Annotated in this window: 20 protein-coding genes and 1 tRNA gene; 9 read left to right on the top strand and 12 right to left on the bottom strand. The window is 72.4% G+C overall.

The features are described from left to right. Nucleotides 1-185: 185 nt before the first annotated feature. From ACIQVT_RS23355 to ACIQVT_RS23335, 5 genes are all read right to left on the bottom strand, one after another. A complete protein-coding gene (locus tag ACIQVT_RS23355; protein ID WP_403757128.1) occupies nucleotides 186-1,670 on the bottom strand; it encodes a peptidoglycan D,D-transpeptidase FtsI family protein in 1,485 nt (494 codons plus the stop codon). Next, the gene (locus tag ACIQVT_RS23350; RefSeq protein WP_403757124.1) at nucleotides 1,667-3,115 is read right to left on the bottom strand and encodes an FtsW/RodA/SpoVE family cell cycle protein; all 1,449 of its coding nucleotides are present in this window, start codon (nucleotides 3,113-3,115) and stop codon (nucleotides 1,667-1,669) included. The genes ACIQVT_RS23355 and ACIQVT_RS23350 overlap by 4 nt, the downstream gene beginning before the upstream one ends. Nucleotides 3,116-3,142: 27 nt before the next feature. Further along, nucleotides 3,143-4,720, bottom strand: coding sequence for a Stp1/IreP family PP2C-type Ser/Thr phosphatase (locus ACIQVT_RS23345; protein ID WP_403757741.1), 1,578 nt, complete (start codon nucleotides 4,718-4,720; stop codon nucleotides 3,143-3,145). Nucleotides 4,721-4,860: 140 nt separating this feature from the next. After that, entirely contained in the window at nucleotides 4,861-5,394 is a 534-nt protein-coding gene (locus tag ACIQVT_RS23340; RefSeq protein WP_403757121.1) for an FHA domain-containing protein, read from the bottom strand. Between the two features lie 10 nt (nucleotides 5,395-5,404). Further along, nucleotides 5,405-6,259 (bottom strand): FhaA domain-containing protein, encoded by an 855-nt coding sequence (locus ACIQVT_RS23335; protein ID WP_403757118.1) that lies wholly within the window; start codon nucleotides 6,257-6,259, stop codon nucleotides 5,405-5,407. Nucleotides 6,260-6,699: 440 nt separating this feature from the next. On the opposite strand from ACIQVT_RS23335, the gene ACIQVT_RS23330 reads away from it, so the two are divergent. From ACIQVT_RS23330 to ACIQVT_RS23315, 4 genes are all read left to right on the top strand, one after another. Continuing rightward, nucleotides 6,700-6,783: transfer RNA gene (locus ACIQVT_RS23330), tRNA-Leu, on the top strand. A gap of 306 nt (nucleotides 6,784-7,089) precedes the next feature. Beyond that, the gene (locus ACIQVT_RS23325) at nucleotides 7,090-8,544 is read left to right on the top strand and encodes a DUF2252 domain-containing protein (protein WP_403757737.1); all 1,455 of its coding nucleotides are present in this window, start codon (nucleotides 7,090-7,092) and stop codon (nucleotides 8,542-8,544) included. A 270-nt stretch (nucleotides 8,545-8,814) separates the two neighbouring features. Next, nucleotides 8,815-9,627 carry a hypothetical protein gene (locus tag ACIQVT_RS23320; protein ID WP_403757115.1) on the top strand — a complete coding sequence of 271 codons (813 nt, stop codon included), beginning with the start codon at nucleotides 8,815-8,817 and terminating at the stop codon, nucleotides 9,625-9,627. A gap of 122 nt (nucleotides 9,628-9,749) precedes the next feature. Continuing rightward, entirely contained in the window at nucleotides 9,750-10,079 is a 330-nt protein-coding gene (locus ACIQVT_RS23315; protein WP_403757733.1) for a rhodanese-like domain-containing protein, read from the top strand. A 74-nt stretch (nucleotides 10,080-10,153) separates the two neighbouring features. On the opposite strand, the gene ACIQVT_RS23310 is transcribed toward ACIQVT_RS23315, so the two are convergent. The 5 genes from ACIQVT_RS23310 to paaA are packed head-to-tail and all read right to left on the bottom strand — an operon-like array spanning nucleotide 10,154 to nucleotide 13,812. Then, nucleotides 10,154-11,218: a 2Fe-2S iron-sulfur cluster-binding protein gene (locus ACIQVT_RS23310; RefSeq protein ID WP_403757112.1), complete on the bottom strand. Its 1,065-nt coding sequence runs from the start codon at nucleotides 11,216-11,218 to the stop codon at nucleotides 10,154-10,156. Beyond that, nucleotides 11,218-11,763, bottom strand: a complete 546-nt coding sequence (gene paaD, locus ACIQVT_RS23305; RefSeq protein ID WP_403757109.1) for a 1,2-phenylacetyl-CoA epoxidase subunit PaaD — start codon at nucleotides 11,761-11,763, stop codon at nucleotides 11,218-11,220. Before paaD ends, ACIQVT_RS23310 begins: the two co-directional genes overlap by 1 nt. Then, complete coding sequence (gene paaC / locus ACIQVT_RS23300) at nucleotides 11,757-12,458, bottom strand: 1,2-phenylacetyl-CoA epoxidase subunit PaaC (protein WP_403757730.1); 702 nt, start codon at nucleotides 12,456-12,458, stop codon at nucleotides 11,757-11,759. The genes paaD and paaC overlap by 7 nt, the downstream gene beginning before the upstream one ends. A 56-nt stretch (nucleotides 12,459-12,514) precedes the next feature. Further along, nucleotides 12,515-12,802, bottom strand: a complete 288-nt coding sequence (paaB, locus tag ACIQVT_RS23295; protein WP_403757106.1) for a 1,2-phenylacetyl-CoA epoxidase subunit PaaB — start codon at nucleotides 12,800-12,802, stop codon at nucleotides 12,515-12,517. After that, nucleotides 12,799-13,812, bottom strand: a complete 1,014-nt coding sequence (gene paaA, locus ACIQVT_RS23290; RefSeq protein WP_403757100.1) for a 1,2-phenylacetyl-CoA epoxidase subunit PaaA — start codon at nucleotides 13,810-13,812, stop codon at nucleotides 12,799-12,801. Before paaA ends, paaB begins: the two co-directional genes overlap by 4 nt. Nucleotides 13,813-14,296: 484 nt before the next feature. Between paaA and ACIQVT_RS23285 the strand changes: the two genes are divergently transcribed. The 3 genes from ACIQVT_RS23285 to ACIQVT_RS23275 are packed head-to-tail and all read left to right on the top strand — an operon-like array spanning nucleotide 14,297 to nucleotide 17,018. After that, nucleotides 14,297-15,043, top strand: a complete 747-nt coding sequence (locus tag ACIQVT_RS23285; protein ID WP_403757727.1) for a DUF5819 family protein — start codon at nucleotides 14,297-14,299, stop codon at nucleotides 15,041-15,043. Next, on the top strand, nucleotides 15,040-16,251 hold the full coding sequence (locus ACIQVT_RS23280; RefSeq protein WP_403757097.1) for an HTTM domain-containing protein: 1,212 nt from the start codon (nucleotides 15,040-15,042) through the stop codon (nucleotides 16,249-16,251). The genes ACIQVT_RS23285 and ACIQVT_RS23280 overlap by 4 nt, the downstream gene beginning before the upstream one ends. Beyond that, nucleotides 16,248-17,018 carry a TrmH family RNA methyltransferase gene (locus tag ACIQVT_RS23275; protein ID WP_403757094.1) on the top strand — a complete coding sequence of 257 codons (771 nt, stop codon included), beginning with the start codon at nucleotides 16,248-16,250 and terminating at the stop codon, nucleotides 17,016-17,018. The genes ACIQVT_RS23280 and ACIQVT_RS23275 overlap by 4 nt, the downstream gene beginning before the upstream one ends. A gap of 85 nt (nucleotides 17,019-17,103) precedes the next feature. Here the strand turns inward: ACIQVT_RS23275 and paaN are convergent, their stop codons facing one another. Further along, nucleotides 17,104-18,795, bottom strand: coding sequence for a phenylacetic acid degradation protein PaaN (paaN, locus tag ACIQVT_RS23270; protein WP_403757091.1), 1,692 nt, complete (start codon nucleotides 18,793-18,795; stop codon nucleotides 17,104-17,106). 159 nt (nucleotides 18,796-18,954) lie between these two features. Between paaN and ACIQVT_RS23265 the strand changes: the two genes are divergently transcribed. Together ACIQVT_RS23265 and ACIQVT_RS23260 are read left to right on the top strand one after the other, a co-directional pair. Continuing rightward, on the top strand, nucleotides 18,955-20,469 hold the full coding sequence (locus ACIQVT_RS23265; RefSeq protein WP_403757088.1) for a 3-hydroxyacyl-CoA dehydrogenase: 1,515 nt from the start codon (nucleotides 18,955-18,957) through the stop codon (nucleotides 20,467-20,469). Beyond that, nucleotides 20,466-21,053 carry a TetR/AcrR family transcriptional regulator gene (locus tag ACIQVT_RS23260; protein WP_403757085.1) on the top strand — a complete coding sequence of 196 codons (588 nt, stop codon included), beginning with the start codon at nucleotides 20,466-20,468 and terminating at the stop codon, nucleotides 21,051-21,053. Before ACIQVT_RS23265 ends, ACIQVT_RS23260 begins: the two co-directional genes overlap by 4 nt. Before the next feature lie 2 nt (nucleotides 21,054-21,055). Here the strand turns inward: ACIQVT_RS23260 and ACIQVT_RS23255 are convergent, their stop codons facing one another. After that, a complete protein-coding gene (locus tag ACIQVT_RS23255) occupies nucleotides 21,056-21,553 on the bottom strand; it encodes an Lrp/AsnC family transcriptional regulator (protein ID WP_403757080.1) in 498 nt (165 codons plus the stop codon). Nucleotides 21,554-21,588 lie beyond the last annotated feature (35 nt).

Below are 21,588 nucleotides of genomic sequence, written 5' to 3'. Positions count from 1 at the left end.
CCTACCAGCCCTCTCCGTCGGTCCCGGCCGCGCACTCGCGGCCGGAGGCTGCCGTCCGGGCCTACCGTACCCGGCTCGCTCTGTGTGACCTGGCCAAGCCCGTAACCCGATACAGGACCGGTACCGCAACGTGCGGCGATGTGAAGACGGTGTGAGCGGCGTCACCCGGCAGGTGATCGGGGCGGTCACTTCTTGGAGTTGATGACCGCCTGCATGACGTTCTTCGCGATCGGCGCGGCCAGGCCGCCACCGGAGATGTCGTCGCGGTTGGCGCTCTCGTCCTCGATGACCACCGCCACGGCGACCGGGCTGCTGTGGTCGCTCAGCTTGGCGTAGGAGATGAACCACGCGTACGGGTTCTCGCTGTTCTCCACACCGTGCTGGGCGGTACCGGTCTTGCCGCCGACGATCGCCCCGTCGATCTTCGCGCGGGTACCGGTGCCCTTGTCGACGACCGTCTCCATCATCGACTGGAGGATCTGCGCGTTCTGCGGCGACAGCGGCCGGCTCAGCTCCTCCGGCTGCGTCTTGGCGACCGGGTCCAGGGTGGGGGACTGCAACGAGTCGACCATGTACGGCTTCATCAGCTTGCCGTCGTTGGCGACCGCCGAGGCGACCATCGCCATCTGGAGCGGGGTGGTCGCGGTGTTGTACTGACCGATGGAGGACAGCGCGGTCTGCGACGCGTTCATGCCGTCGGAGAACACCGAGGCGCTGGACCGCACCGGGGTGAACTGCTGGGAGTCGAAGCCGAACTTCTTCGCCTCGGCGAGCATCTTGTCGTTGCCGAGGTCGGCGCCGATCTTGCCGAAGACGGTGTTGCAGGAGTACTGGAGCGCGACCCGCATGGTCGCGTTCTCGCACGGGATGTTGCCCTCGTTCTTCAGCTGGGTCGTGGTGCCCGGCATGGTCCACGGCAGCGGCGACTCGGTGTGCTGGTCGGCCGAGGTGTACTTGCCGTTCTCCAGCGCCGCCGCGGCGGTGACCACCTTGAAGGTGGAACCCGGCGGGTAGGTCTCGCGCAGCGCCCGGTTCAGCATCGGGTCGGCCGGGTTGTACTTCTTCTGGAGCTTCTTCCAGGCCGCCGCGTCGTCGTCGGTGTTGCCCGCGAAGGACGAGGGGTCGTACGACGGGTAGGAGGCCAGCGCCAGTATCTTGCCGGTCGACGGCTCCAGGGCGACGACCGCGCCCTTGCCGCCCTGCTTGCGCAGGCCGTCGAACGCGGCCTTCTGCGCGGCGGCGTTGAGCGTGGTGACGACGTTGCCGCCCTGCTGCTCCTTGCCGGTGATCATGTCCAGCGTCTTGCGGAAGAACAGCCGGTCGTCGTCGCCGGTGAGGATGCCGTCCTCGATGGACTCCAGCTGCGTCGCGCCGAAGGCCTGCGAGGCGTACCCGGTGACCGGCGCCCACATGGGGCCGTTCTTGTAGGTCCGCTTGTACTTCAGGTCGTTGATGCCGCTCTTGTGTGCCGCGCTGGACCCGGTGATCGGGTCGCCGTCGACGACGATGTCGCCGCGCGGGGTGGCGTAGCGGGCGATGGTGACCCGGCGGTTGTTCGGGTCGTCCTTGAGCTTGTCGGCCCTGACGTACTGGAGGTAGTTGTCCCGCAGCAGCAGCGTCAGCACGAGGAGGCCGCAGAAGATCGCGATACGGCGCAGGGGCTTGTTCATGACGGGCGGACCACCTGGGTCATCTCGGCGTCGGGGTTGGCGGCGGGGGCGGGTGCCGGGCGGCGGGCGGTGTCGCTGATGCGGATGAGGATGCCGATCAGCGCCCAGTTCGCCAGCACGGAGGAACCGCCGTACGCCATGAACGGCATGGTCATACCGGTCAGCGGGATGAGGCCCATGACACCGCCGGACACGACGAACACCTGGAGCGCGAAGGCACCGGAGAGGCCGATGGCGAGCAGCTTGCCGAACGGGTCCCGGGCGGCGAGGGCGGTGCGTACGCCGCGTTCGACGATCAGGCCGTAGATCAGCAGGATCGCCATGATGCCGGCCAGGCCCAGCTCCTCGCCGAAGGTGGCGAGGATGAAGTCGGAGTTCGCGGCGAACCGGATCAGGTCCGAGTGGCCCTGGCCCCAGCCGGTGCCGAGGGTCCCGCCGGAGCCGAACGCCCACAGGGCCTGCTGGAGCTGGTCGGAGTGGCCGACCTGGCCCTGGCGGCTGAGGGTGTACTCCTTCATCGGGTCGAGCCAGGCCTGGACGCGGCTCTTCACGTGGGGCTCGATGCTCGCCACACCGACCGCGCCCGCCGCGGACATCAGCAGACCGAACACGATCCAGCTGGTCCGCTCGGTGGCCACGTACAGCATGATCACGAACATGCCGAAGAACAGCAGCGAGGTGCCGAGGTCGGTCTCGAAGACCAGGATGAGGATCGAGATCGCCCAGACGACCAGGATCGGGCCGAGGTCACGGCCGCGCGGCAGGTAGATCCCCATGAAGCGGCGGCTGGCCAGGGCCAGCGCGTCCCGCTTCACCATCAGGTAACCGGCGAAGAAGATCGCGAGCACGATCTTCGCGAACTCACCGGGCTGGAGGGACCCTAGACCGGGGATGTTGATCCAGATCTTGGCGCCGTAGATGTTGGCGCCGAGGCCCGGCACGAGCGGCAGGATGAGCAGCACGAGGGCACCGAACATCGAGATGTACGTGTACCGCTGAAGGACACGGTGGTCCTTGAGGAAGATCAGTACGACGACGAAGAACGCGATGCCCAGCGCCGTGTACAGCAGCTGGCGTGGTGCGGCCTGGAAGTAGTGGGGCAGCGACTGGAGCAGCTTCGACTGGTCCAGCCGCCAGATGCACACCAGCCCCAGCCCGTTGAGCAGGGTCGCCAGCGGCAGCAGCAGCGGGTCGGCGTAGGGCGCGAACTTCCGGACGCCGAGGTGGGCGACGGCGGCCAGCAGGCCCAGTCCGAGCCCGTAGCTCAGCAGGCCCGTGGGGACCTGGCCGTCGATGGCCAGGCCCACGTTGGCGTAGGCGAACACCGGGATGACCACGGCGAACACCAGCAGGGCCAGCTCGGTGTTGCGCCGGCTGGGGGCGCCGATCGCGCCGATCGTGGACGTGTGGTGCGTCGACTGGGGTGAGGTATTGGTACCGCTCATCGTGTGACAGGGCCTCTCACGGCTTGCCTACTGCTTACCGCACAGCGAGACGACCTTCTGCTCATCCTCCGAGAGAGTGGGGCCGGGGCTGGGGGTCGCGGACGGGGACGTGGACGGAGGCTTCGAAGGGGACGTCGGGGACGGCTTCGAGGCCGACGGGTTCGGGGACGCGGTCGCTGACGGGGAGGCCTTGGTGAAGGCGGCGTGCGTCACGGTGCCGGTGCCACCTGTCTTGCCGGTGCCACCGGTCTTGCCGGTGCCGCTCGTGGTGCTCCGCGCCTCCGCGGCGGCCTTGCGCTCGGCCTGCTTGCGGCACGCGGAGGCCTGTACGGCCAGTTCCTGGACCTTCGTCCGGGCGTCCGTGAGACCGCTCTCCGTGATCGTGGCCCGCACCTGCTTCTGCTGGTAGGGCGGCAGGTACTTGAGTTCGATCTCGGGGTGGTCCCGCTCCACCTTCGACAGCGACACCCAGGCCAGGTCCTGGCTGATCCCGCGGTACAGCGCGACGTGCTCGGCGTTGGCGCCGACGTAGTACTGCGTCTGCGTCCAGCGGTAGCCGCCGTAGAGGCCGCCGCCGACGACCGCGAGCGCGAGGACGCCGTACAGCGATCTCTTCAGCCACCGGTGCCTCCCGCGCGGCTTGGTGAAGTCGTCGTCGGCGTAGTCGTCGAAACTGCCGTCCGGGACGTAGCCGGTGGTGTCGCCGGAGCCGGGCGGGCCGAACTCGCCGTCCCCGCCGCGCTGGCTCTGGCGGCCCAGATGGGAGGCGCGGCCGGCCGGCGTCTGCATGATGCCGTTGTCGTGCAGGTGGTGCTGGTTCTCGGCGACGGCGCCGACCACGACCGGCTGGTCGGACAGCCGGCCGGCGAGGGTGTCACCGGTGTCCAGGTCGAGGACGTCGGCGACGATGACCGTGATGTTGTCGGGGCCGCCGCCGCGCAGCGCGAGCTGGATCAGCTCCTGCACGGTCTCCTGCGGGCCCTGGTAGCTGGCGAGGGTCTCCTCCATCGTCTGGTGGGAGACGACCCCGCTCAGCCCGTCGGAGCAGATCAGGTAGCGGTCGCCGGCCCTGACCTCGCGGACCGACAGGTCGGGCTCGACGTGCTCACCGCTGCCGAGGGCGCGCATCAGCAGGGAGCGCTGCGGGTGGGTGGTGGCCTCTTCCTCGGTGATCCGGCCCTCGTCGACGAGGCGCTGCACCCAGGTGTGGTCCTGCGTGATCTGCGTGAGCACGCCGTCGCGGAGGAGGTACGCGCGCGAGTCGCCGACGTGCACCAGGCCGAGCCGCTGCCCGGTCCACAGCAGGGCGGTGAGGGTCGTCCCCATGCCCTCCAGCTGGGGGTCCTCCTCGACCATGGAGCGCAGCTGGTCGTTGGCGCGCTGCACGGCCACACCGAGGGAGGTGAGGATGTCGGAGCCGGGCACGTCGTCGTCGAGGGTGACCAGGGTGGAGATCACCTCGGAGGACGCGACCTCGCCCGCCGCCTGGCCACCCATGCCGTCGGCGATGGCGAGCAGGCGCGGACCGGCGTAACCGGAGTCCTCGTTGCCCTCCCGGATCATGCCCTTGTGCGATCCGGCGGCGAAGCGCAGTGACAGACTCATGCGCACCTCGCCCGTCGGCTCCGGGTACAGCCGGTCGTGTCGAGCCACACTGCCCACCCTCCGGTCGGGAGCGCGCCGGAGACCGGGTGGCGGCCTGCCGCTGCGTGCTCGCTCCGCTCGCGCTTACTCATGACGTAGCACTACTTCCGCAGCTCGATTGCGGTCTTGCCGATGCGGATCGGCGCGCCCAGCGGGATCGGTGTGGGGGTCGTCAGCCGGGACCGGTCCAGGTAGGTGCCGTTGGTGGAGCCCAGGTCCTCGATGATCCACTGGCCGTTCTGGTCCGGGTAGATCCTGGCATGGCGGCTGGAGGCGTAGTCGTCGTCCAGCACGATGGTCGAGTCGTGCGCCCGGCCCAGCGTGATGGTCTGGCCCTGCAACGCGACGGTGGTACCCGTCAGGGTGCCCTCCGTCACGACCAGCTTGGAGGGGGCGTTGCGGCCACGCCGGCCACCGCCCTGCTGCCCGCGCTGGGGCGGGGGCGCGGCGGCCTGCTGCCGGGTCTGCGGCCGGGGGGCCGCCTGCTGCGGGCGACCGGCCTCCCTACGCGATCCGCGCTGAGTGACGCGCGTACCGAACAGGTCGCTCCGGATGACCTGCACGGCCACGATCACGAACAGCCACAGTACGGCCAGGAAACCCAGCCGCATGACCGTGAGGGTCAGCTCTGACATTGCCCCCGCTTCACCCTTCGGCTTGCCTATAGATAACGGTGGTGCTGCCCACGACGATCCGCGAGCCGTCGCGGAGCGTAGCGCGGGTGGTGTGCTGCCCGTCCACCACGATGCCGTTGGTGGAGCCGAGATCCTGGATCGTCGAGGGCGTTCCGGTCCGGATCTCGCAGTGCCGGCGGGAGACGCCGGGGTCGTCGATCCGCACGTCGGCGTCGGTGCTGCGGCCCAGCACCAGCGTCGGGCGGGAGATCTGGTGGCGGGTGCCGTTGATCTCGATCCAGTAGCGGGTGCGCGCGCCGCTCATCGGCGCCGCGGCGGGTCGCTGGGTGGCGGGCTGCGGGTAGCCGTAGCCGCCGGGTCGGGCGCCGGGCGGCGGCGCGGCCGGCATCGGGGGCGGGCCGGCGGGCGAGCCGTAGCCGCCCGGGGCGCCGGCGCCCGTGGGGCCGGGCCGCCCGGCCTGTGCCGCGGGGGGCTGGCCCTGCTGGTCGCTGGAGGAGGCGAGGGTGCGCGAGCGCACCCGGTACAGGCCGGTGTCCAGGTCCTCGGCCTTCTCCAGATTGACCTTGATCGGGCCCATGAAGGTGTAGCGCTGCTGCTTGGCGTAGTCGCGCACCATTCCGGCCAGCTCGTCACCGAGCTGCCCGGAGTAGGGGCTGAGGCGCTCGTGGTCGGGCGCGCTCAGCTCCACGATGAAGTCGTTGGGTACGACGGTCCGGTCACGGTTCCAGATGGTGGCGTTGTTGTCGCACTCCCGCTGGAGCGCTCCGGCGATCTCCACGGGCTGGACCTCGGACTTGAAGACCTTGGCGAAGGTGCCGTTCACCAGACCTTCGAGACGCTGCTCGAACTTCTTCAGGACTCCCATGGGGCACCTCCTCCGTCCCTGCCGCTGTCTTGCCCTGCTGTGTGCCGCTGCCTTGCCGGGTACTTCCGGTACTGCTCACTGATCGTATCTACGCGCCCGCCAATCAGCCGGTTCCCCCAGCGGCTCCCCTTCGAACTCCTGGCGCGCGTCCTGCTGGCATGGATCGTAGAGGCGAGCGTGACCCAGTGTCCCGCACCCGGCTGTGCACCCGATCCGCCTCCTGGTGAGATGGCCGGGACCGGTACGAGGTTGATACGTGAACCGCGTCTCCTTGAAACGCGCGGCACCGCCCGGCGGCCACGGGCGCGCCGCATCGGACCCCCGCACCGGCGGCGGGGGCGCCCGGGAAGGGATGTGAATCCACCCCGTCCCACGTGCTAATGTTCTGCGTGTCGGAAGGGGCCGGCCCGAAAGGGCGGGAAACGGAAGACACACCCAATGCGCGGGTGGCGGAATAGGCAGACGCGCTGGATTCAGGTTCCAGTGCCCGCAAGGGCGTGGGGGTTCAACTCCCCCCTCGCGCACAACGAGAACCGATGAGACGGGTCTCCACCGGTGACGGAAGTCACGGTGGGGGCCCGTCTCTCGTTGTACCACTCCGCCGCGGTCCCGTCCCCTTCCCCGGTGAGCTATCTCACGGAGTTTCGGCGGGTCCGGACACGAGCGACCCGGTGGCGGTCCGTGTGTCCGAGGGCCCCTGCCGGCCCGAGGTGTTCCGGTCGCCGGCTGTACGGTCTCCCCCGAGTCGGTGTTCGTACCGACGTCTGTGCGACAGGCGTGCGGGGAGTACGGGGGAGGCGGTCGTGGTGACCGGAACCGGTGGGGACGTCGTGGAGGGCGCGGCCGGGACGGCCGGCGGCGCCGACGGGGCCGAAGCGGCGGACGGGACGGGCCGGGGCACGCGCCGGCTGCCCCGGGTGCGCGGATTCGCCCAGTGGCCGCCGCAGGGCTCGCCGAAGAAGGAGGGCAAGGCGCTCAGGGCGGGCGTCCCGCGTGACGCGCACCGCACCTTCGAACCGGACCCCGCCCGGCCCGACGCCGTCGGCGCGGTCGTCGATTCCAACGCCGGCCGGCTGTCCGAGCTGACCCCGATACGGGTGGGCCGGATGGCCGCCACCCCGTTCGCCTTCCTCCGCGGCTCGGCCGGGCTCATGGCGTACGACCTGGCCCGCACCCCCGTGACCGGGATCGGCACCCAGATCTGCGGCGACGCGCACGCGGCCAACTTCGGCCTGTACGGCGACGCCCGCGGCGGCCTGGTCATCGACCTCAACGACTTCGACGAGACCGTGCAGGGCCCCTGGGAGTGGGACCTGAAGCGGCTCGCGGTCTCCCTGGTGCTCGCCGGACGCGAGGCCGGCGCCGATGAGGACACCTGCCGCGCGGCGGCACGGGACGCGGCCGGCGCCTACCGGCGCACCATGCGGCTGCTGGCCGCGCTGCCCGTCCTGGACGCCTGGAACGCCATCGCCGACGAGGAACTGGTCTCCCACACCGACGCCCACGACCTGCTCGGCACGCTGGAGCGGGTCTCGGAGAAGGCGCGGGCCAACACCAGCGGCCGGTTCGCGGCCCGGTCGACCGAGGCGCTGGTGGACGGCGGACGCCGGTTCGTGGCCGCCCCGCCGGTCCTGCGGGAGATTCCGGACGCCGAGGCGGCCGCCGTCGCCGCGTCCCTGGAGTCCTACACCGCCACCCTCGGCGAGGACATGCGCCCACTGCTCGCCCGGCACGCGGTCCACGACGTGGCCTTCCGGGTGGTCGGCACCGGCAGCGTCGGCACCCGCTCCTACGTCGTGCTGCTCCTCGACCACCGCGGGGAGCCGCTGGTGCTCCAGGTGAAGGAGGCCCGCCCGTCGGCGCTCCTCCCCCACCTGGCCACGGCCGGCTTCGAGACACCGCCGGTGGCGCACGAGGGGCGCCGGGTGGTCCTCGGGCAGAAGCGGATGCAGGTGGTCAGCGACATCCTGCTGGGCTGGACGACCGTCGAGGGGCGGCCGTACCAGGTGCGGCAGTTCCGCAACCGCAAGGGCAGCGTCGACCCGGCCGCGCTCGCCGCCGACCAGGTCGACGACTACGGGCGCATGACCGGCGCCCTGCTCGCCCGCGCCCACTCCCACGGCGCCGACCCTCGGGTCATCGCCGGGTACTGCGGCAAGAACGAGGAGCTGGACGAGGCCGTGGCCGGCTTCGCCGTCGCCTACGCCGACCGCACCGAGGCGGACCACGCCGACCTGGTCGCGGGCGTCCGCGCGGGCCGGATCGCGGCCGAGCCGGGGGTGTGACCGGGGCGGGCCGTTCCGCCACGGTGGTGGTCACCTGGGGCGCCGGGCGACGGGGGCCTGCGGAGGGAGGGGGTGCGGTCGGTTGTCGCTCGGCCACCGTGCGGTCGTCGCTCGGTCGTCGCGCTCGGCCGCTGTCCGGTCGGCGACCCGTCGTGATTTGTCGTCGTGCCGTCGTCGCGCGGTCGTCCCGTGGGTGTCCGGCGTGGTCCCGCCGGGCCGGGCGCCGCGGGCGTGCCGGTCCGTGCCGCACGCAGCGGCTACGCTGGGCGGGTGACGACCCCGGAAGCCGATCAGTCCCAGGCGCCGCGTCCCGAGGAGCGGCTCGAACAGGCCGTACGGGCCGCCGAGCAGGCGTTGATCGAGTTCGAGATCGCCGTGGAGACCTACCGCGTCGAGGTCGAGAACTTCTCCCGCCTGCACGAGCAGCGCCTCGGTCCGCTCTATCTGCGCATCGAGGAACTCGACGCGCAGATCGCCGAGGCCAAGGCCGCCCGCACCCAGGACCCCGAGGACATCCGGCGGGCCGCCGAGGCCCGCGCCCACGTCCTGCCGATCCCGGGCGTGGAAGAACTGCTGCACGGCTGGATGGACGGTGACGGCCTGTTCCCGGAGGCCGCCGCCATGCTCACCGACCAGGCCGTACGGCCCCCGCAGCGGGTGCGCCCCAGCGAGGGGGCCCGCAAGCTCTACCGCGAGCTGGCCCGCAAGGCCCACCCCGACCTGGCGCAGGAGGACGAGGAACGCAAGCGGCGCGAGGAGTTCATCTCCCGGGTCAACGCCGCCTACGCCCGCGGTGACGAGGCCCTGCTCCGTGAGCTGGCCGCGGAGTGGGCGGCCGGGCCGGTACCGCCCGAGCGGCGGCCCAGCCCCGCCGAGGAGCTCTACGCCCGCCTGGAGTGGCTGGCCCAGCGCAAGGAGCTGCTCACCCTCGTCGCCCGCGAGCTGGAGGACGGCGCGATCGCCGGCATGCTCCGCCTCGCACCGGACGACCCGGACGGACTGCTCGACGAGATCGCCGGCCGGCTGCGCGCCGACATCACCGAGCGGGAGGCACGGCTGGCGGGCCTGCTGGACCAGGCCTGAGCCGTACGCCGTACCGCTCCGGAGAGCGCGCGGTTGCCGGGGCCGAACCGTTCTCGGGTCGAACCGTGCCTGGGCCGCACGGTCCTTCGGGTAGCGTCGGAGTCATGAATATCGGAGCTGGTGTGCCCGCGGTCCAGGTCACCGACGTCAAGGACGGCGACTTCCTGCTGGACGTCCGGGAGGACGACGAGTGGCAGGCGGGTCACGCCGAGGGAGCCCTGCACCTTCCCCTCAGTGAGTTCGTGGCCCGGTACGGGGAGCTGACCGAGGCCGCCCCGCAGGACGGCCGCGTCCACGTCATCTGCCGCTCGGGCGGCCGCTCGGCTCAGGTGACCATGTACCTGGTCCAGCAGGGCATCGACGCGGTCAATGTCGACGGCGGCATGCAGCACTGGCACGCCACCGGCCGCCCGGTCGTCACCGACGAGGGCAAGCCGGGCTTCGTCCTGTAACGGAGGGTGCGGCGCGGTGCGGCACCGTGCTGTGCCGTGCGGCGGGCGCGGGCGGTGGGTCGTGTGGCACGGGGTCAGCGGTCGAAGTCCAGTTCCACCTGCTCCGTGAGCGGATGCGACTGGCAGGCCAGCACGTACCCGGCCTCCGTCTCCTCCTTCTCCAGTGCGAAGTTGCGCTCCATGCGGACCTCGCCCGCCACCAGGAAGGCCCGGCACGTGCCGCACACCCCGCCCTTGCAGGCGTAGGGCGCGTCCGACCGGTTGCGCAGCACCGTCTCCAGCAGCGACTCGCCCTCGCGCACCGGCCAGGTCCCGCCGCGTCCGTCCAGCCGTGCGGTGACGGTGCTGTGCGCGGGTGCCGAGGCGGTGACCACCTGGGCGGTGCCCGCGTCCACGTGGAAGATCTCCTGGTGGATCCGCGACCGGTCCACGCCCAGCTTGCTGAGGGCCCGCTCGGCGCCCTCCACCAGCCCGTACGGCCCGCACAGGAACCAGCCCGCCACCCGCTCCACCGGCAGCAGCGCGGGCAGCAGCCCCGCCAGGCGCTCCCGGTCGAGCCGGCCCGACGGCAGGCCCGCCCGCTGCTCCTCCCGGGAGAGCACGGTCACCAGCTGGAACCGCTCGGGGTAGCGGTCCTTGAGGTCGGCGACCTCCTCCAGGAACATCGTCGAGGCGGCCGTGCGGTCGCTGCGTATCAGGCAGAACCGGGCCGCCGGCTCGCGTGCCAGCAGCGTGGAGACGATGGACAGCACCGGGGTGATGCCGCTGCCGCCGACCACCGCCGCGTACAGCCCCGGTGCCGGGTCCAGGGTGAAGCGGCCCGCCGGGGTCATCACCTCCAGCTCGTCACCGACGGCGATCTCCTTCAGGGCGTAGGAGGAGAAGGCGCCGCCCTCCACCAGCCGCACCCCCACCCGCAGGGCCTCCGGGCCGCCTCCGGCCGGGTCGGGGGCGGGCGAGCAGATCGAGTAGGTGCGCCGGATCTCCGTGCCGTCGACCCGGCGGCGCAGCGCGAGGTGCTGACCGGGCCGGTGCCGGTACTCCTCGCGCAGCTCGGGCGGGACGCCGAGGGTGAGGGCGACGGAGTCGTCGGTGAGCGGTTCGACCGCGGCCACTTGGAGCGGGTGGAAGCGCGCCATCACAACTCCTTGAAGTGGTCGAACGGTTCGCGGCAGGCCAGGCAGCGGCGCAGCGCCTTGCAGGCGGTGGAGGAGAACCGGCTGAGCAGTTCGGTGTCGGCGGAGCCGCAGTGCGGACAGCGGACGGCTTCCGCCACGGCGGGCGTGCCGGTCGCCGCGCCGTGCGTGCGGGTCGGGCCGAGCGCCAGCGGGACGGGGCCGGAAGCGGCGTGCGCGCGCGGCGGGGCGATGCCGAACTCCTGGAGTTTGCGCCGCCCTTCGGGGGTGATGTCGTCGGTCGACCAGGCGGGCGTCAGCACGGTGCGGACGGTCACCTCGCGCATCCCGTGGGCGCGCAGGGCCTGTTCGATGTCGACGCTCATCGCCTCGATGGCCGGGCAGCCGGTGTAGGTCGGGGTCAGGTCGACGTCCACCGCGTCCGTGCCGTGCACCCGGACCGCGCGCAGCACGCCCAGCTCCCGCAGGGTGAGCACCGGCAGTTCGGGGTCGGGCACCGCGCCGGCCAGCTCCAGCAGCTCCGCCTCCAAGGCGGTCGCGGTCACCATGACGCCCCCGGGTGGCTGCGGTGCAGGTGCTGCATCTCGGCGAGCATCCGCCCGAAGGATTCGGTGTGCAGGCCCTGCCGGCCGGCGCCCGCCGCCCACGCCCCGGTGCGCGGACCGTCGGGGACGGTGAGCGTGGCCCGGCCGAGCACATCGCCGACGTACTCCAGCCAGCTCGCCTCCAGCGCCGGCCAGTCGGCGTCCAGGCCCTGCACCGGCTGGAACATCTCCCCGGTGAACCGCCACAGCGCGTCGCAGGCCCGCTGCATCCGCTCGTGGCCGACCGGTGTGCCGTCACCGAGCCGCAGCGTCCACTGCTCGGCGTGGTCGCGGTGGTAGGAGACCTCCTTGACCGCCTTGGCGGCGAGCGGCGCGAACGGGCCGTCCCCGGTGGCCAGTTCGCCGTAGAGCAGCTGCTGGTAGACGGAGAAGTACAGCTGGCGGGCGATGGTGTGCGCGAAGTCGCCGTTCGGCTGCTCGACCAGTTGGAGGTTGCGGAAGGCGCGCTCCTCGCGGAGGTAGGCCAGCTCGTCCTCGTCGCCGACCAGGGACAGCAGCACCCGCGCCTGGCCGAGCAGGTCCAGGGCGATGTTGGCGAGGGCGACCTCCTCCTCCAGGACCGGGGCGTGCCCGGCCCACTCCCCCAGGCGGTGGGAGAGCACCAGGGCGTCGTCGCCGAGGGCGAGCGCGGCGGTCACCGGAACGCCGGCGGGGTCGACGGGTGCGGCCGGGACGGCGGCGGGGCCGGTGGCGGTCACAGGTGCTTCACCCCTTCCGGGATCTCGTAGAAGGTCGGGTGCCGGTAGGGCTTGTCCGCGGCCGGCTCGAAGAACGGGTCCTTCTCGTCCGGTGAGGACGCGGTGATCGTGGCGGCCGGCACCACCCAGATCGAGACGCCCTCGCCGCGCCGGGTGTACAGGTCGCGGGCGTTGCGCAGCGCCAGCTCGGCGTCGGGGGCGTGCAGACTGCCGGCGTGGGTGTGGGAGAGGCCGCGCCGGGAGCGCACGAAGACCTCCCACAGGGGCCAGTCGGTGGTGGTCATGCTCGCGTCGCTCCTGTCTCACCGGTGCCGCCGGTGTGCTTGGCCGCGTAGGCGGCGGCCGATTCCCTCACCCACGCGCCCTCGTCGTGGGCGCGCCTGCGCTGGGTGATCCGCTGTTCGTTGCACGGGCCGTTGCCCTTGAGGACGTCCCAGAACTCGGTCCAGTCGATCGTGCCGAAGTCGTGCTGTCCCCGCTCCTCGTTCCACCGCAGGTCCGGGTCGGGGAGGGTGAGGCCGAGGGACGCGGCCTGGGGGACGCAGATGTCGACGAAGCGCTGGCGCAGCTCGTCGTTGGAGTGGCGCTTGATCTTCCACTCCATCGACTGCGCCGAGTGCTGGGACTCGTCGTCGGGCGGGCCGAACATCATCAGCGACGGCCACCACCAGCGGTCCACCGCGTCCTGGGCCATCGCGTGCTGTTCGGGGGTGCCCTTGCTCAGGGCCAGCAGCAGCTCGTACCCCTGGCGCTGGTGGAAGGACTCCTCCTTGCAGACGCGCACCATCGCCCTCGCGTAGGGGCCGTAGGAGCAGCGGCACAGGGGGACCTGGTTGGTGATCGCGGCGCCGTCCACCAGCCAGCCGATCGCGCCCACGTCGGCCCAGGTCAGCGTGGGGTAGTTGAAGATCGAGGAGTACTTCTGGCGGCCGGAGTGCAGTTTGCCGAGCAGCTCGTCGCGGCTGGTGCCGAGGGTCTCGGCCGCGCTGTACAGGTACAGGCCGTGGCCGGCCTCGTCCTGGACCTTGGCCATGAGGATCGCCTTGCGGCGCAGGGAGGGCGCGCGGGTGATCCAGTTGGCCTCCGGCTGCATACCGATGATCTCGGAGTGCGCGTGCTGGGCGATCTGCCGGACCAGGGTCGCCCGGTAGGCATCGGGCATCCAGTCACGCGGTTCGATGCGTTCGTCGGCGGCCACGGCCGCGTCGAAGGCGCGTCGGTGGGCCGCCGTGTCGACGGTGCGGGCGCCGTCCGCCTCCGTACGGGCCGTGCGCTGCGCGGCTGCTGTGGCCATGTGGTCCCCCTGACCTGGGCTCTGCGGTGGGCACTGTCCCGACCGGCCCGGTCACCCATGTCCCGACCGATCGTTCGGTTGTGCGCATCCATGGTGTGCCGGGCCGCCACGGGGTGTCAACCGCTGTGGAAAACTCGGGCGGGCACCTGTGGACGGGAGTCGGCCCGGCAGGCCGCGGTCCGGTCCGTACGGGCTCGGCGGCCCCTTTCCGGTCCCATCCGCGCGGCCGGCCGGGGCCGGTTGATCCCGTCGTGAGCCGGGCACCGTCCGTACCGGGCGCGTACCCGGGGCTGCGCCCGGGGCCCGGGGCTGAGTACCGTTCCGTCGAGCGCCGGCACGTGGTGTTCGTGAGACACGCGGGGTCGGCCGGGCGCCGCGCCACCGGGCCGACCGCTCGGCCGCACCGCTGGCCGGGCGACCGGGCCGCGGGACCGGCCGGGACGAGGCGGCCGACCGCATGGACAGAAACGGGGGACGGGACCACATGGACGCGTACGACGAGGACCCGAGGGGCCCGCAGGGCCCGGACGGGTCGGCCGGGACGCGTCTCCCGGAAGAACCGCCACAGCCCGCGCCCCCGCCCCGCACCGGGATCGCCGCGCTCTCCCCCCGCTACCAGGTCGGCGCCGCGCTGGCGCTGGCGGTGGTCGCCGTGGCCGCCTGCGTGCACGTGCTGATGGTCTTCCTCAGCCTGGCGCCCGCCAACACGGTGACCAAGCAGCACGGCAAGGCGATAGAGGAGTGGCTCTATCCGGAGTTCGAGCAGAACTGGAAGCTGTTCGCGCCGAACCCGCTCCAGCAGAACATCGCCGTCCAGGTGCGCGCCCAGGTCCGCCTGCGCGACGGCCAGGTGCGCACCACCGGGTGGACCGACCTGTCCGCCCAGGACGGCACCGCCATCGACGGCAACCTGGTGCCCAGCCACACCCAGCAGAACGAGCTGCGCCGGGCCTGGGACTACTTCGCGGCCACGCACGGCGCCGACAACCGTCCCGTGGGCCTGCGCGGTTCGCTCTCCGAGCAGTACCTGCGGCGGATCGTGGTGATGCGCCTGTACCGGGACGATCCGACGAGCCGGGAGGGTGTGATCCAGCGCGTGCAGGTCCGCTCCAGCACCACCAACGTCCAGCCGCCGGCGTGGAGCCGGGAGCGGGTCTCCGACAAGCCGGTCCAGCGCCTGCTGCCCTGGTGGTCCCCGACGGCCGACGAGGCGTCGGGAGGCGTGCGGTGAACCAGTTCTCCCCGGCACTGTCCCGAGGCGTCGCCCGGGTCACCGAGGCGGCCCTCGGCCCTTACCAGAGCGCCGTGATCCGGATCGGTTTCTCCCTGACCTGGCTGCTCTTCCTGCTGCGCGAGTTCCCCCACCGGCAGGAGCTGTACGGTCCCACCGGTCCGTGGGGCTGGGACCTCGCCAAGCGGCTGACGGCCGACAACCACGCCTTCACGGCGCTGCTGTGGTCCGACGGCCGGCTGTGGTTCGAGTGCTGCTACACGCTGGCGGTCCTGGCGAGCGCCGCCCTGCTGCTCGGCTGGCGCACCCGGACCGCCTCCGTGCTGTTCATGGTGGGCGTGCTGTCGCTCCAGAACCGCAGCGTGTTCGTCGGCGACGGCGGTGACAACGTCCTGCACCTGATGTCCTTCTACCTGGTGTTCACCCGCTGTGGGCAGGTGTGGTCCCTCGACGCCCGGCGCGCGGCCCGCGCCGGGGCGGCCCGGGCGGGGGGTGAGCGGGTCCCCGACGACCGGGTGGGACCGGTGCTGTGGGCGGTGCTCGGCGCGGCGCTCGGTGCGGTCACGCTGACCGGCCGCTTCGACAACGGCTGGATGATTCCGGCGCTGCTGTGGACGGTCTGGGCGGCGCTCGGCCTGTGGTGGGCCGTCGCCCGCCGTGCCGCCTGGGAGCAGCCCCGGATCCTGCTGGACGTCATCACGAACGTCCTGCACAACGGTGCCCTGGCCGTGATCATGGTGGAGGCCTGCCTGATCTACTCCACCGCCGGCTGGTACAAGATCCAGGGCTCGCGCTGGCAGGACGGCACCGCCGTCTACTACCCGCTCCACCTGGACTACTTCTCCCCCTGGCCCGGACTGGCCGACCTGATGTCCTCCAGCGGCACGATCATGATGATCGTGGCGTACGGGACCGTCATGGTGCAGGTCGCCTTCCCCTTCGCCCTGTTCAACCGGCGGGTCAAGAACGTCCTGCTGGTGATGATGATGACCGAGCACGCGGTGATCGCGGTCGTTCTCGGCCTGCCGTTCTTCTCGCTGGCGATGATCGCGGCGGACGCCGTGTTCCTGCCGACGGGCTTCCTGCGCCGGCTGGGCGGTCTGGCGGCGCGCGCGCGTGGACGGCTCGGGCGGGGCGGCGGCCGCACGGTGCCCCCACCCCGCTCCCCGGAGGAGGTCGAGCCGGGCCGCGTAGGGTTCACCGCATGACCGACGCCCTGGCCCGCTGGCGCGCGCACGCGGAGGACGCCGTGCTGCTCGACGGCTTCCACGCGCTGAAGCACGCGCTGCGCTTCGGCGCCGAGGTGCCGGTCGCGGTCACCACCGACCGGGAGGCCGCCCTCGCCCTCGCCGGGGAACTGGCCGGGGACGTACGCGACACGCTGGCCGCCCTATTGACGGAGGTGTCCGCGCCCGCGTACGCCGCTCTCGTCCCGCGCCCGCACCCCACCGGGGTGGCCGCGCTCGCCGTGCGGCCCTCGCGCGCGGACGGACTGCGCTCGCTCGCCCGCACGCCCCGCACCGCGCCCGTCGTCGTCCTGGACAACCCCCGCAACCTGGGCAACGCCGGCGCCGTGATCCGGCTGGCGGCCGGTTTCGGGGCCGCCGGTGTGGTCACCACGGGCACGCTGGACCCCTGGCATCCGGCGGTGGTGCGCGGCGGCGCGGGCCTGCACTTCGCGACCACCGTGGAACACCTCGACGTCGGTGAGCTGCCCGCCGGCCCGCTGTTCGCGCTCGACCCGGAGGGCGAGGACATCCGCGGCACCCGGCTGCCCGACGACGCCGTCCTGGCCTTCGGCTCGGAACGCACCGGTCTCTCCGCGGAGCTGCGGGCCCGCGCCGACCATCTCCTGCGGCTCCCCATGCGCCCCCAGGTCTCCAGCTACAACCTGGCCACCAGCGTGGCGATGACGCTGTACCACTGGAGCGCGGCCGGCGCCGCCGCGGACGCGCTCCGACCGGCTGCCCCGTAGCGGCCGCGCCGGGCAGGGCGGCCGCACGGGCCGTCCCTCCGTCGTGACGGCCCGCGGCACCCGGCCCGTGCCGGGGCAGGTGCGCTCACGCCTCCCGGCGGACCTCCACCACCCGGAAGCGGCCGGCCACGAACGCGCCGTCGCACAGGGCCGCGTTCGCCGCCGGGTTGCCGCCCGAGCCGTGGAAGTCGGAGAACGCGGCGGTCTGGTTGACGTAGACCCCGCCGGTCAGGTTCAGGGAGAGCTGGGCCGCCTCCTCCAGGCAGACCTCCTCGACGGCCCGCTCGGTGTCGGCGTCGGTGGTGTACGCGCCGACCGTCATCGCGCCCTTCTCCCGGACCGTACGGCGCAGCAGCTCGACCGCGTCCGTCACCGAGTCGACCGCGACGGCGAAGGAGACGGGGCCGAAGCACTCGCTCATGTAGGCCGCCTCGTCGTCCGGCTTGGCGCCGTCGAGCTTCACGATGACCGGGGTGCGCACCACCGCGTCCGGGAACTCCGGATTGGTGATCTCGCGGGAGGCCAGGGCGACCTCGCCGAGGCCGGCCGCGGCCTCCAGGCGGGCCTTGACGTCCGGGTTGACGATCGCGCCGAGCAGGGCGTTGGCGCGCGCGTCGTCACCGAGCAGGCCGTCGACCGCGCGGGCGAGGTCGGCGGTGACCTCGTCGAAGGTCCTGGGGCCCTGGTCGGTGGTGATGCCGTCCCGGGGGATCAGCAGGTTCTGCGGGGTGGTGCACATCTGGCCGCTGTACAGGGACAGCGAGAACGCCAGGTTGGACAGCATGCCCTTGTAGTCGTCGGTGGAGTGCACGATGACCGTGTTGACGCCGGCCTTCTCCGTGTAGACCTGCGCCTGGTGGGCGTGGGTCTCCAGCCAGTCGCCGAAGGACGTCGACCCGGTGTAGTCGATGATCCGGATCTCGGGGCGGGTGGCGAGGGTCTTGGCGACGCCCTCGCCGGGCCGCTCGGCGGCCAGCGCGACCAGGTTCGGGTCGAAGCCGGCCGCGGCCAGCACGTCCCGGGCGACCTGCACGGTCAGGGCGAGCGGCAGCACCGCGCGCGGGTGCGGCTTGACCAGCACCGCGTTGCCGGTGGCCAGGGAGGCGAACAGGCCCGGGTAGCCGTTCCAGGTGGGGAAGGTGTTGCAGCCGACGACCAGGCCGATGCCGCGCGGGACCGCGGTGAAGCGCTTGGTGAGGGTCAGCGGGTCCCGCTTGCCCTGCGGCTTGCTCCACTCCGCCGTGTCGGGCGTGCGGACCTGTTCCGCGAACGCGTAGGCCACCGCCTCCAGACCGCGGTCCTGGGCGTGCGGGCCACCCGCCTGGAACGCCATCATGAACGCCTGACCGCTGGTGTGCATCACGGCGTGCGCGAACTCGTGCGTCCGGTCGCTGATCCGCTTCAGGATCTCCAGACAGACCATCGCGCGCGCCTCCGGGCCCGCGTCCCGCCACGCCCGCTGACCGGCCCGCATGGCCGGCAGCAGCACGTCGAGGTCCGCGTGCGGGTAGGTCACGCCCAGTTCGACGCCGTACGGCGAGACCTCGCCGCCCACCCAGTCGTCCGTGCCGGGCTGGCCGAGGGCGAGGCGGGTGCCCAGCAGGGCGTCGAAGGCGGCCTTGCCCGCCGCCGCGTCCAGGCTGCCGTGCTCGCCGTACGCCTTGGGGTGCTCGGGGTGCGGGGACCAGTACGCGCGCGTGCGGATCGTTTCCAGGGCCTGGTCGAGAGTCGGCCGGTGCTTCGCGGTCAACTCGTGCGCGGTCAGTTCGGCGGCCATGCGGGACCAACTCCTCGTCTGGAGGACTCTTCGTCGAGTTCACGACCTGGTGGAAAGAGCGGCGGGACGGTGCAGTCAGAGCTAGAGTAACCGAACGATCGGTCGGGACAAGGGGGTCCGCCGCATCTGTGGAAAACCCCGTGCGGGAGGATCGCGCACATGACAGCACTCGACCTCAGCAGCCCCGTGGCCGTCGTCGGCACCGGCACCATGGGCCAGGGAATCGCCCAGGTCGCGCTGGTCGCCGGCCACCCCGTACGGCTGTACGACGCCGTCCCCGGGCGCGCCCGGGAGGCGGCCGACGCGATCGGCGCACGCCTCGACCGGCTGGTGGCCAAGGGCCGGCTCACCGACGCCGGCCGGGACGCGGCGAGGGCCCGACTGCGGCCCGCGGACAGCCTCACGGAACTGGCCGACTGCGCGCTCGTCGTGGAGGCCGTCCTGGAGCGGCTCGACGTCAAACAGCGGCTCTTCGGAGAGCTGGAGGACGTCGTCGCCGAGGACTGCCTGCTCGCCACCAACACCTCCTCGCTGTCGGTGACGGCCGTCGGCGGCGCCCTGCGCCGTCCCGGGCGCCTCGTCGGCCTGCACTTCTTCAACCCGGCGCCGCTGCTGCCCCTGGTCGAGGTGGTCTCCGGGTCCGCCACCGACGCCGCGTCGGCCACGCGCGCGTACGAGACCGCCCGCGCCTGGGGCAAGACCCCGGTGTACTGCGCGGACACCCCGGGCTTCGTCGTCAACCGCATCGCCCGGCCGTTCTACGCGGAGGCGTTCGCGGTCCACGAGGCCCGGGCCGCCGACCCCGCGACCGTGGACGCGGTGCTGCGCGAGTGCGGCGGGTTCCGGATGGGCGCCTTCGAGCTGACCGACCTCATCGGCCAGGACGTCAACGAGTCCGTCACGCACTCGGTGTGGCAGTCGTTCTTCCAGGACGTGCGCTTCACCCCCTCGCTGGCCCAGCGCCGGCTGGTGGAGTCGGGCCGGCTCGGCCGCAAGAGCGGACACGGCTGGTACGACCACGGCGAGGGCGCCGAGCGGCCCCGGCCGCACACCGCCGGACAGGAGCGGCCGCCCGCCCACGTCGTCGTCGAGGGCGGCCTGGGACCGGCGGCCGGGCTGGTCGAGCTGATCCGCGAGGCCGGTGTCGAGGTCCGCGAGCGGGACGCGCGCGAGGGCGCCGGCCTGGTGCTCCCCGGCGGCGGCCGGCTGGTCCTCGCCGACGGCCGGACCTCCGTGGAGTCCCGGGACGTCGTCCACTTCGACCTCGCCCTGGACTACCGCGCGGCCACGCGGATCGCCCTCTCCGCCGCCGGTGGCACCCCGCCGCGGGCCCTCGCCGAGGCCACCGGCCTCTTCCAGGCGCTGGGCAAGGAGGTCAGCGTCATCGGTGACGTGCCCGGCATGATCGTCGCCCGTACGGTCGCCCGGATCATCGACCTCGCCCACGACGCCGTCGCCAGGGGCGTCGCCACCGAGGAAGACATCGACACCGCGATGCGCCTGGGCGTCAACTACCCGCTCGGACCCTTCGAGTGGGACCGCCGGCTCGGCCCCGGCTTCGCCTACCGCGTGCTGTCCCGGATGCACGACCGCGACCCCTCCGGCCGGTACGCGCCCTCCCTCGCGCTGTACCGCCACGCGCACGCCACCGACCAGCGGGAGGGCACCTCATGACCACGGCCAGGCGCGACACGTACACCCCCGAGACGCTGCTCGCCGTCGCCGTCCGCGTCTTCAACGAGCGCGGCTACGACGGCACCTCCATGGAGCACCTCTCCAAGGCGGCCGGGATCTCGAAGTCGTCGATATATCACCACGTCAGCGGCAAGGAGGAACTGCTGCGCCGGGCCGTCAGCCGCGCCCTGGACGGCCTGTTCGCCATCCTGGACGAGGAGGACGCGCGCGCGGGACGCCCCGCCGACCGACTGGAGCACGTCGTGCGCCGCATGGTCGAGGTGCTCATAGCCGAGCTGCCCTACGTGACGCTGCTGCTGCGCGTGCGGGGCAACACCGCCACCGAGCGGTGGGCGCTGGAGCGCCGCCGCGACTTCGACCACCGGGTCGCCGAGCTGCTCAAGGCGGCCACCGCCGAGGGGGACGTGGGCGGGGACGTGGACGTCCGCCTGGCCACCCGGTTGGTCTTCGGGATGATCAACTCGATCGTGGAGTGGTACCGGCCGGACCCGCGGGGCGCGAGCGCCCGTGACGTGTCCGACGCCGTGGTCCGGCTGGTCTTCTCGGGACTGCGCCGGAGCTGACCTCAGCCGTCCGGCTCCAGGTCCTCCTCCTCGAAGACCAGCAGCGTGCGGGTGCTGAGCACCTCGGGGATCGCCTGGAGCCGGGTCAGCACCAGTTCGCGCAACGCCTTGTTGTCAGGCGTGTGCACCAGCAGCAGCACGTCGAAGTCGCCGCCCACCAGCGCGATGTGCGAGGCGCCGGGCAGCAGCCTGAGCTGCTCACGGACGGTGCGCCACGAGTTCTGGACGATCTTCAGGGTGATGTACGCCGACGTGCTGTGACCCGCGCGCTCGTGGTCCACGCGCGCGCTGAACCCCCGGATGACCCCGTCCTCGACGAGCCGGTTGATGCGGGCGTAGGCGTTGGCGCGCGAGACGTGGACGCGTTCGGCCACCGACCGTATCGAGGCCCGGCCGTCGGCCTGGAGGATCTTCAGGATGTCCTGGTCGACGGCGTCCAGCGGGCGGGGCGGCAGCGGGGCCCCGTCCGGCGGCCCATCGGCCATTTGTTCAGGCCCCATGTCCCCCCACTCCCTCACCGTGGACGTCCTGCGTT

The sequence above is a fragment of the Streptomyces sp. NPDC100445 genome, from assembly GCF_044759735.1.
Taxonomy (GTDB): Bacteria; Actinomycetota; Actinomycetes; order Streptomycetales; family Streptomycetaceae; genus Streptomyces.
The sequence above is the reverse complement of the archived record's forward strand: the minus strand, read 5'-3'. Positions and strand labels throughout refer to the sequence as shown.

Coding starts and splice junctions, on each gene's coding strand:
- ACIQVT_RS23355 (WP_403757128.1), bottom strand. CDS start 1,670: ATGAACAAGCCCCTGCGCCGTATCGCGATCTTCTGCGGCCTCCTCGTG.
- ACIQVT_RS23350 (WP_403757124.1), bottom strand. CDS start 3,115: ATGAGCGGTACCAATACCTCACCCCAGTCGACGCACCACACGTCCACG.
- ACIQVT_RS23345 (WP_403757741.1), bottom strand. CDS start 4,720: ATGAGTCTGTCACTGCGCTTCGCCGCCGGATCGCACAAGGGCATGATC.
- ACIQVT_RS23340 (WP_403757121.1), bottom strand. CDS start 5,394: ATGTCAGAGCTGACCCTCACGGTCATGCGGCTGGGTTTCCTGGCCGTA.
- ACIQVT_RS23335 (WP_403757118.1), bottom strand. CDS start 6,259: ATGGGAGTCCTGAAGAAGTTCGAGCAGCGTCTCGAAGGTCTGGTGAAC.
- ACIQVT_RS23310 (WP_403757112.1), bottom strand. CDS start 11,218: ATGGCGCGCTTCCACCCGCTCCAAGTGGCCGCGGTCGAACCGCTCACC.
- paaD (WP_403757109.1), bottom strand. CDS start 11,763: ATGGTGACCGCGACCGCCTTGGAGGCGGAGCTGCTGGAGCTGGCCGGC.
- paaB (WP_403757106.1), bottom strand. CDS start 12,802: ATGACCACCACCGACTGGCCCCTGTGGGAGGTCTTCGTGCGCTCCCGG.
- paaA (WP_403757100.1), bottom strand. CDS start 13,812: ATGGCCACAGCAGCCGCGCAGCGCACGGCCCGTACGGAGGCGGACGGC.
- ACIQVT_RS23285 (WP_403757727.1), top strand. CDS start 14,297: ATGGACGCGTACGACGAGGACCCGAGGGGCCCGCAGGGCCCGGACGGG.
- ACIQVT_RS23275 (WP_403757094.1), top strand. CDS start 16,248: ATGACCGACGCCCTGGCCCGCTGGCGCGCGCACGCGGAGGACGCCGTG.
- paaN (WP_403757091.1), bottom strand. CDS start 18,795: ATGGCCGCCGAACTGACCGCGCACGAGTTGACCGCGAAGCACCGGCCG.
- ACIQVT_RS23265 (WP_403757088.1), top strand. CDS start 18,955: ATGACAGCACTCGACCTCAGCAGCCCCGTGGCCGTCGTCGGCACCGGC.
- ACIQVT_RS23260 (WP_403757085.1), top strand. CDS start 20,466: ATGACCACGGCCAGGCGCGACACGTACACCCCCGAGACGCTGCTCGCC.
- ACIQVT_RS23255 (WP_403757080.1), bottom strand. CDS start 21,553: ATGGGGCCTGAACAAATGGCCGATGGGCCGCCGGACGGGGCCCCGCTG.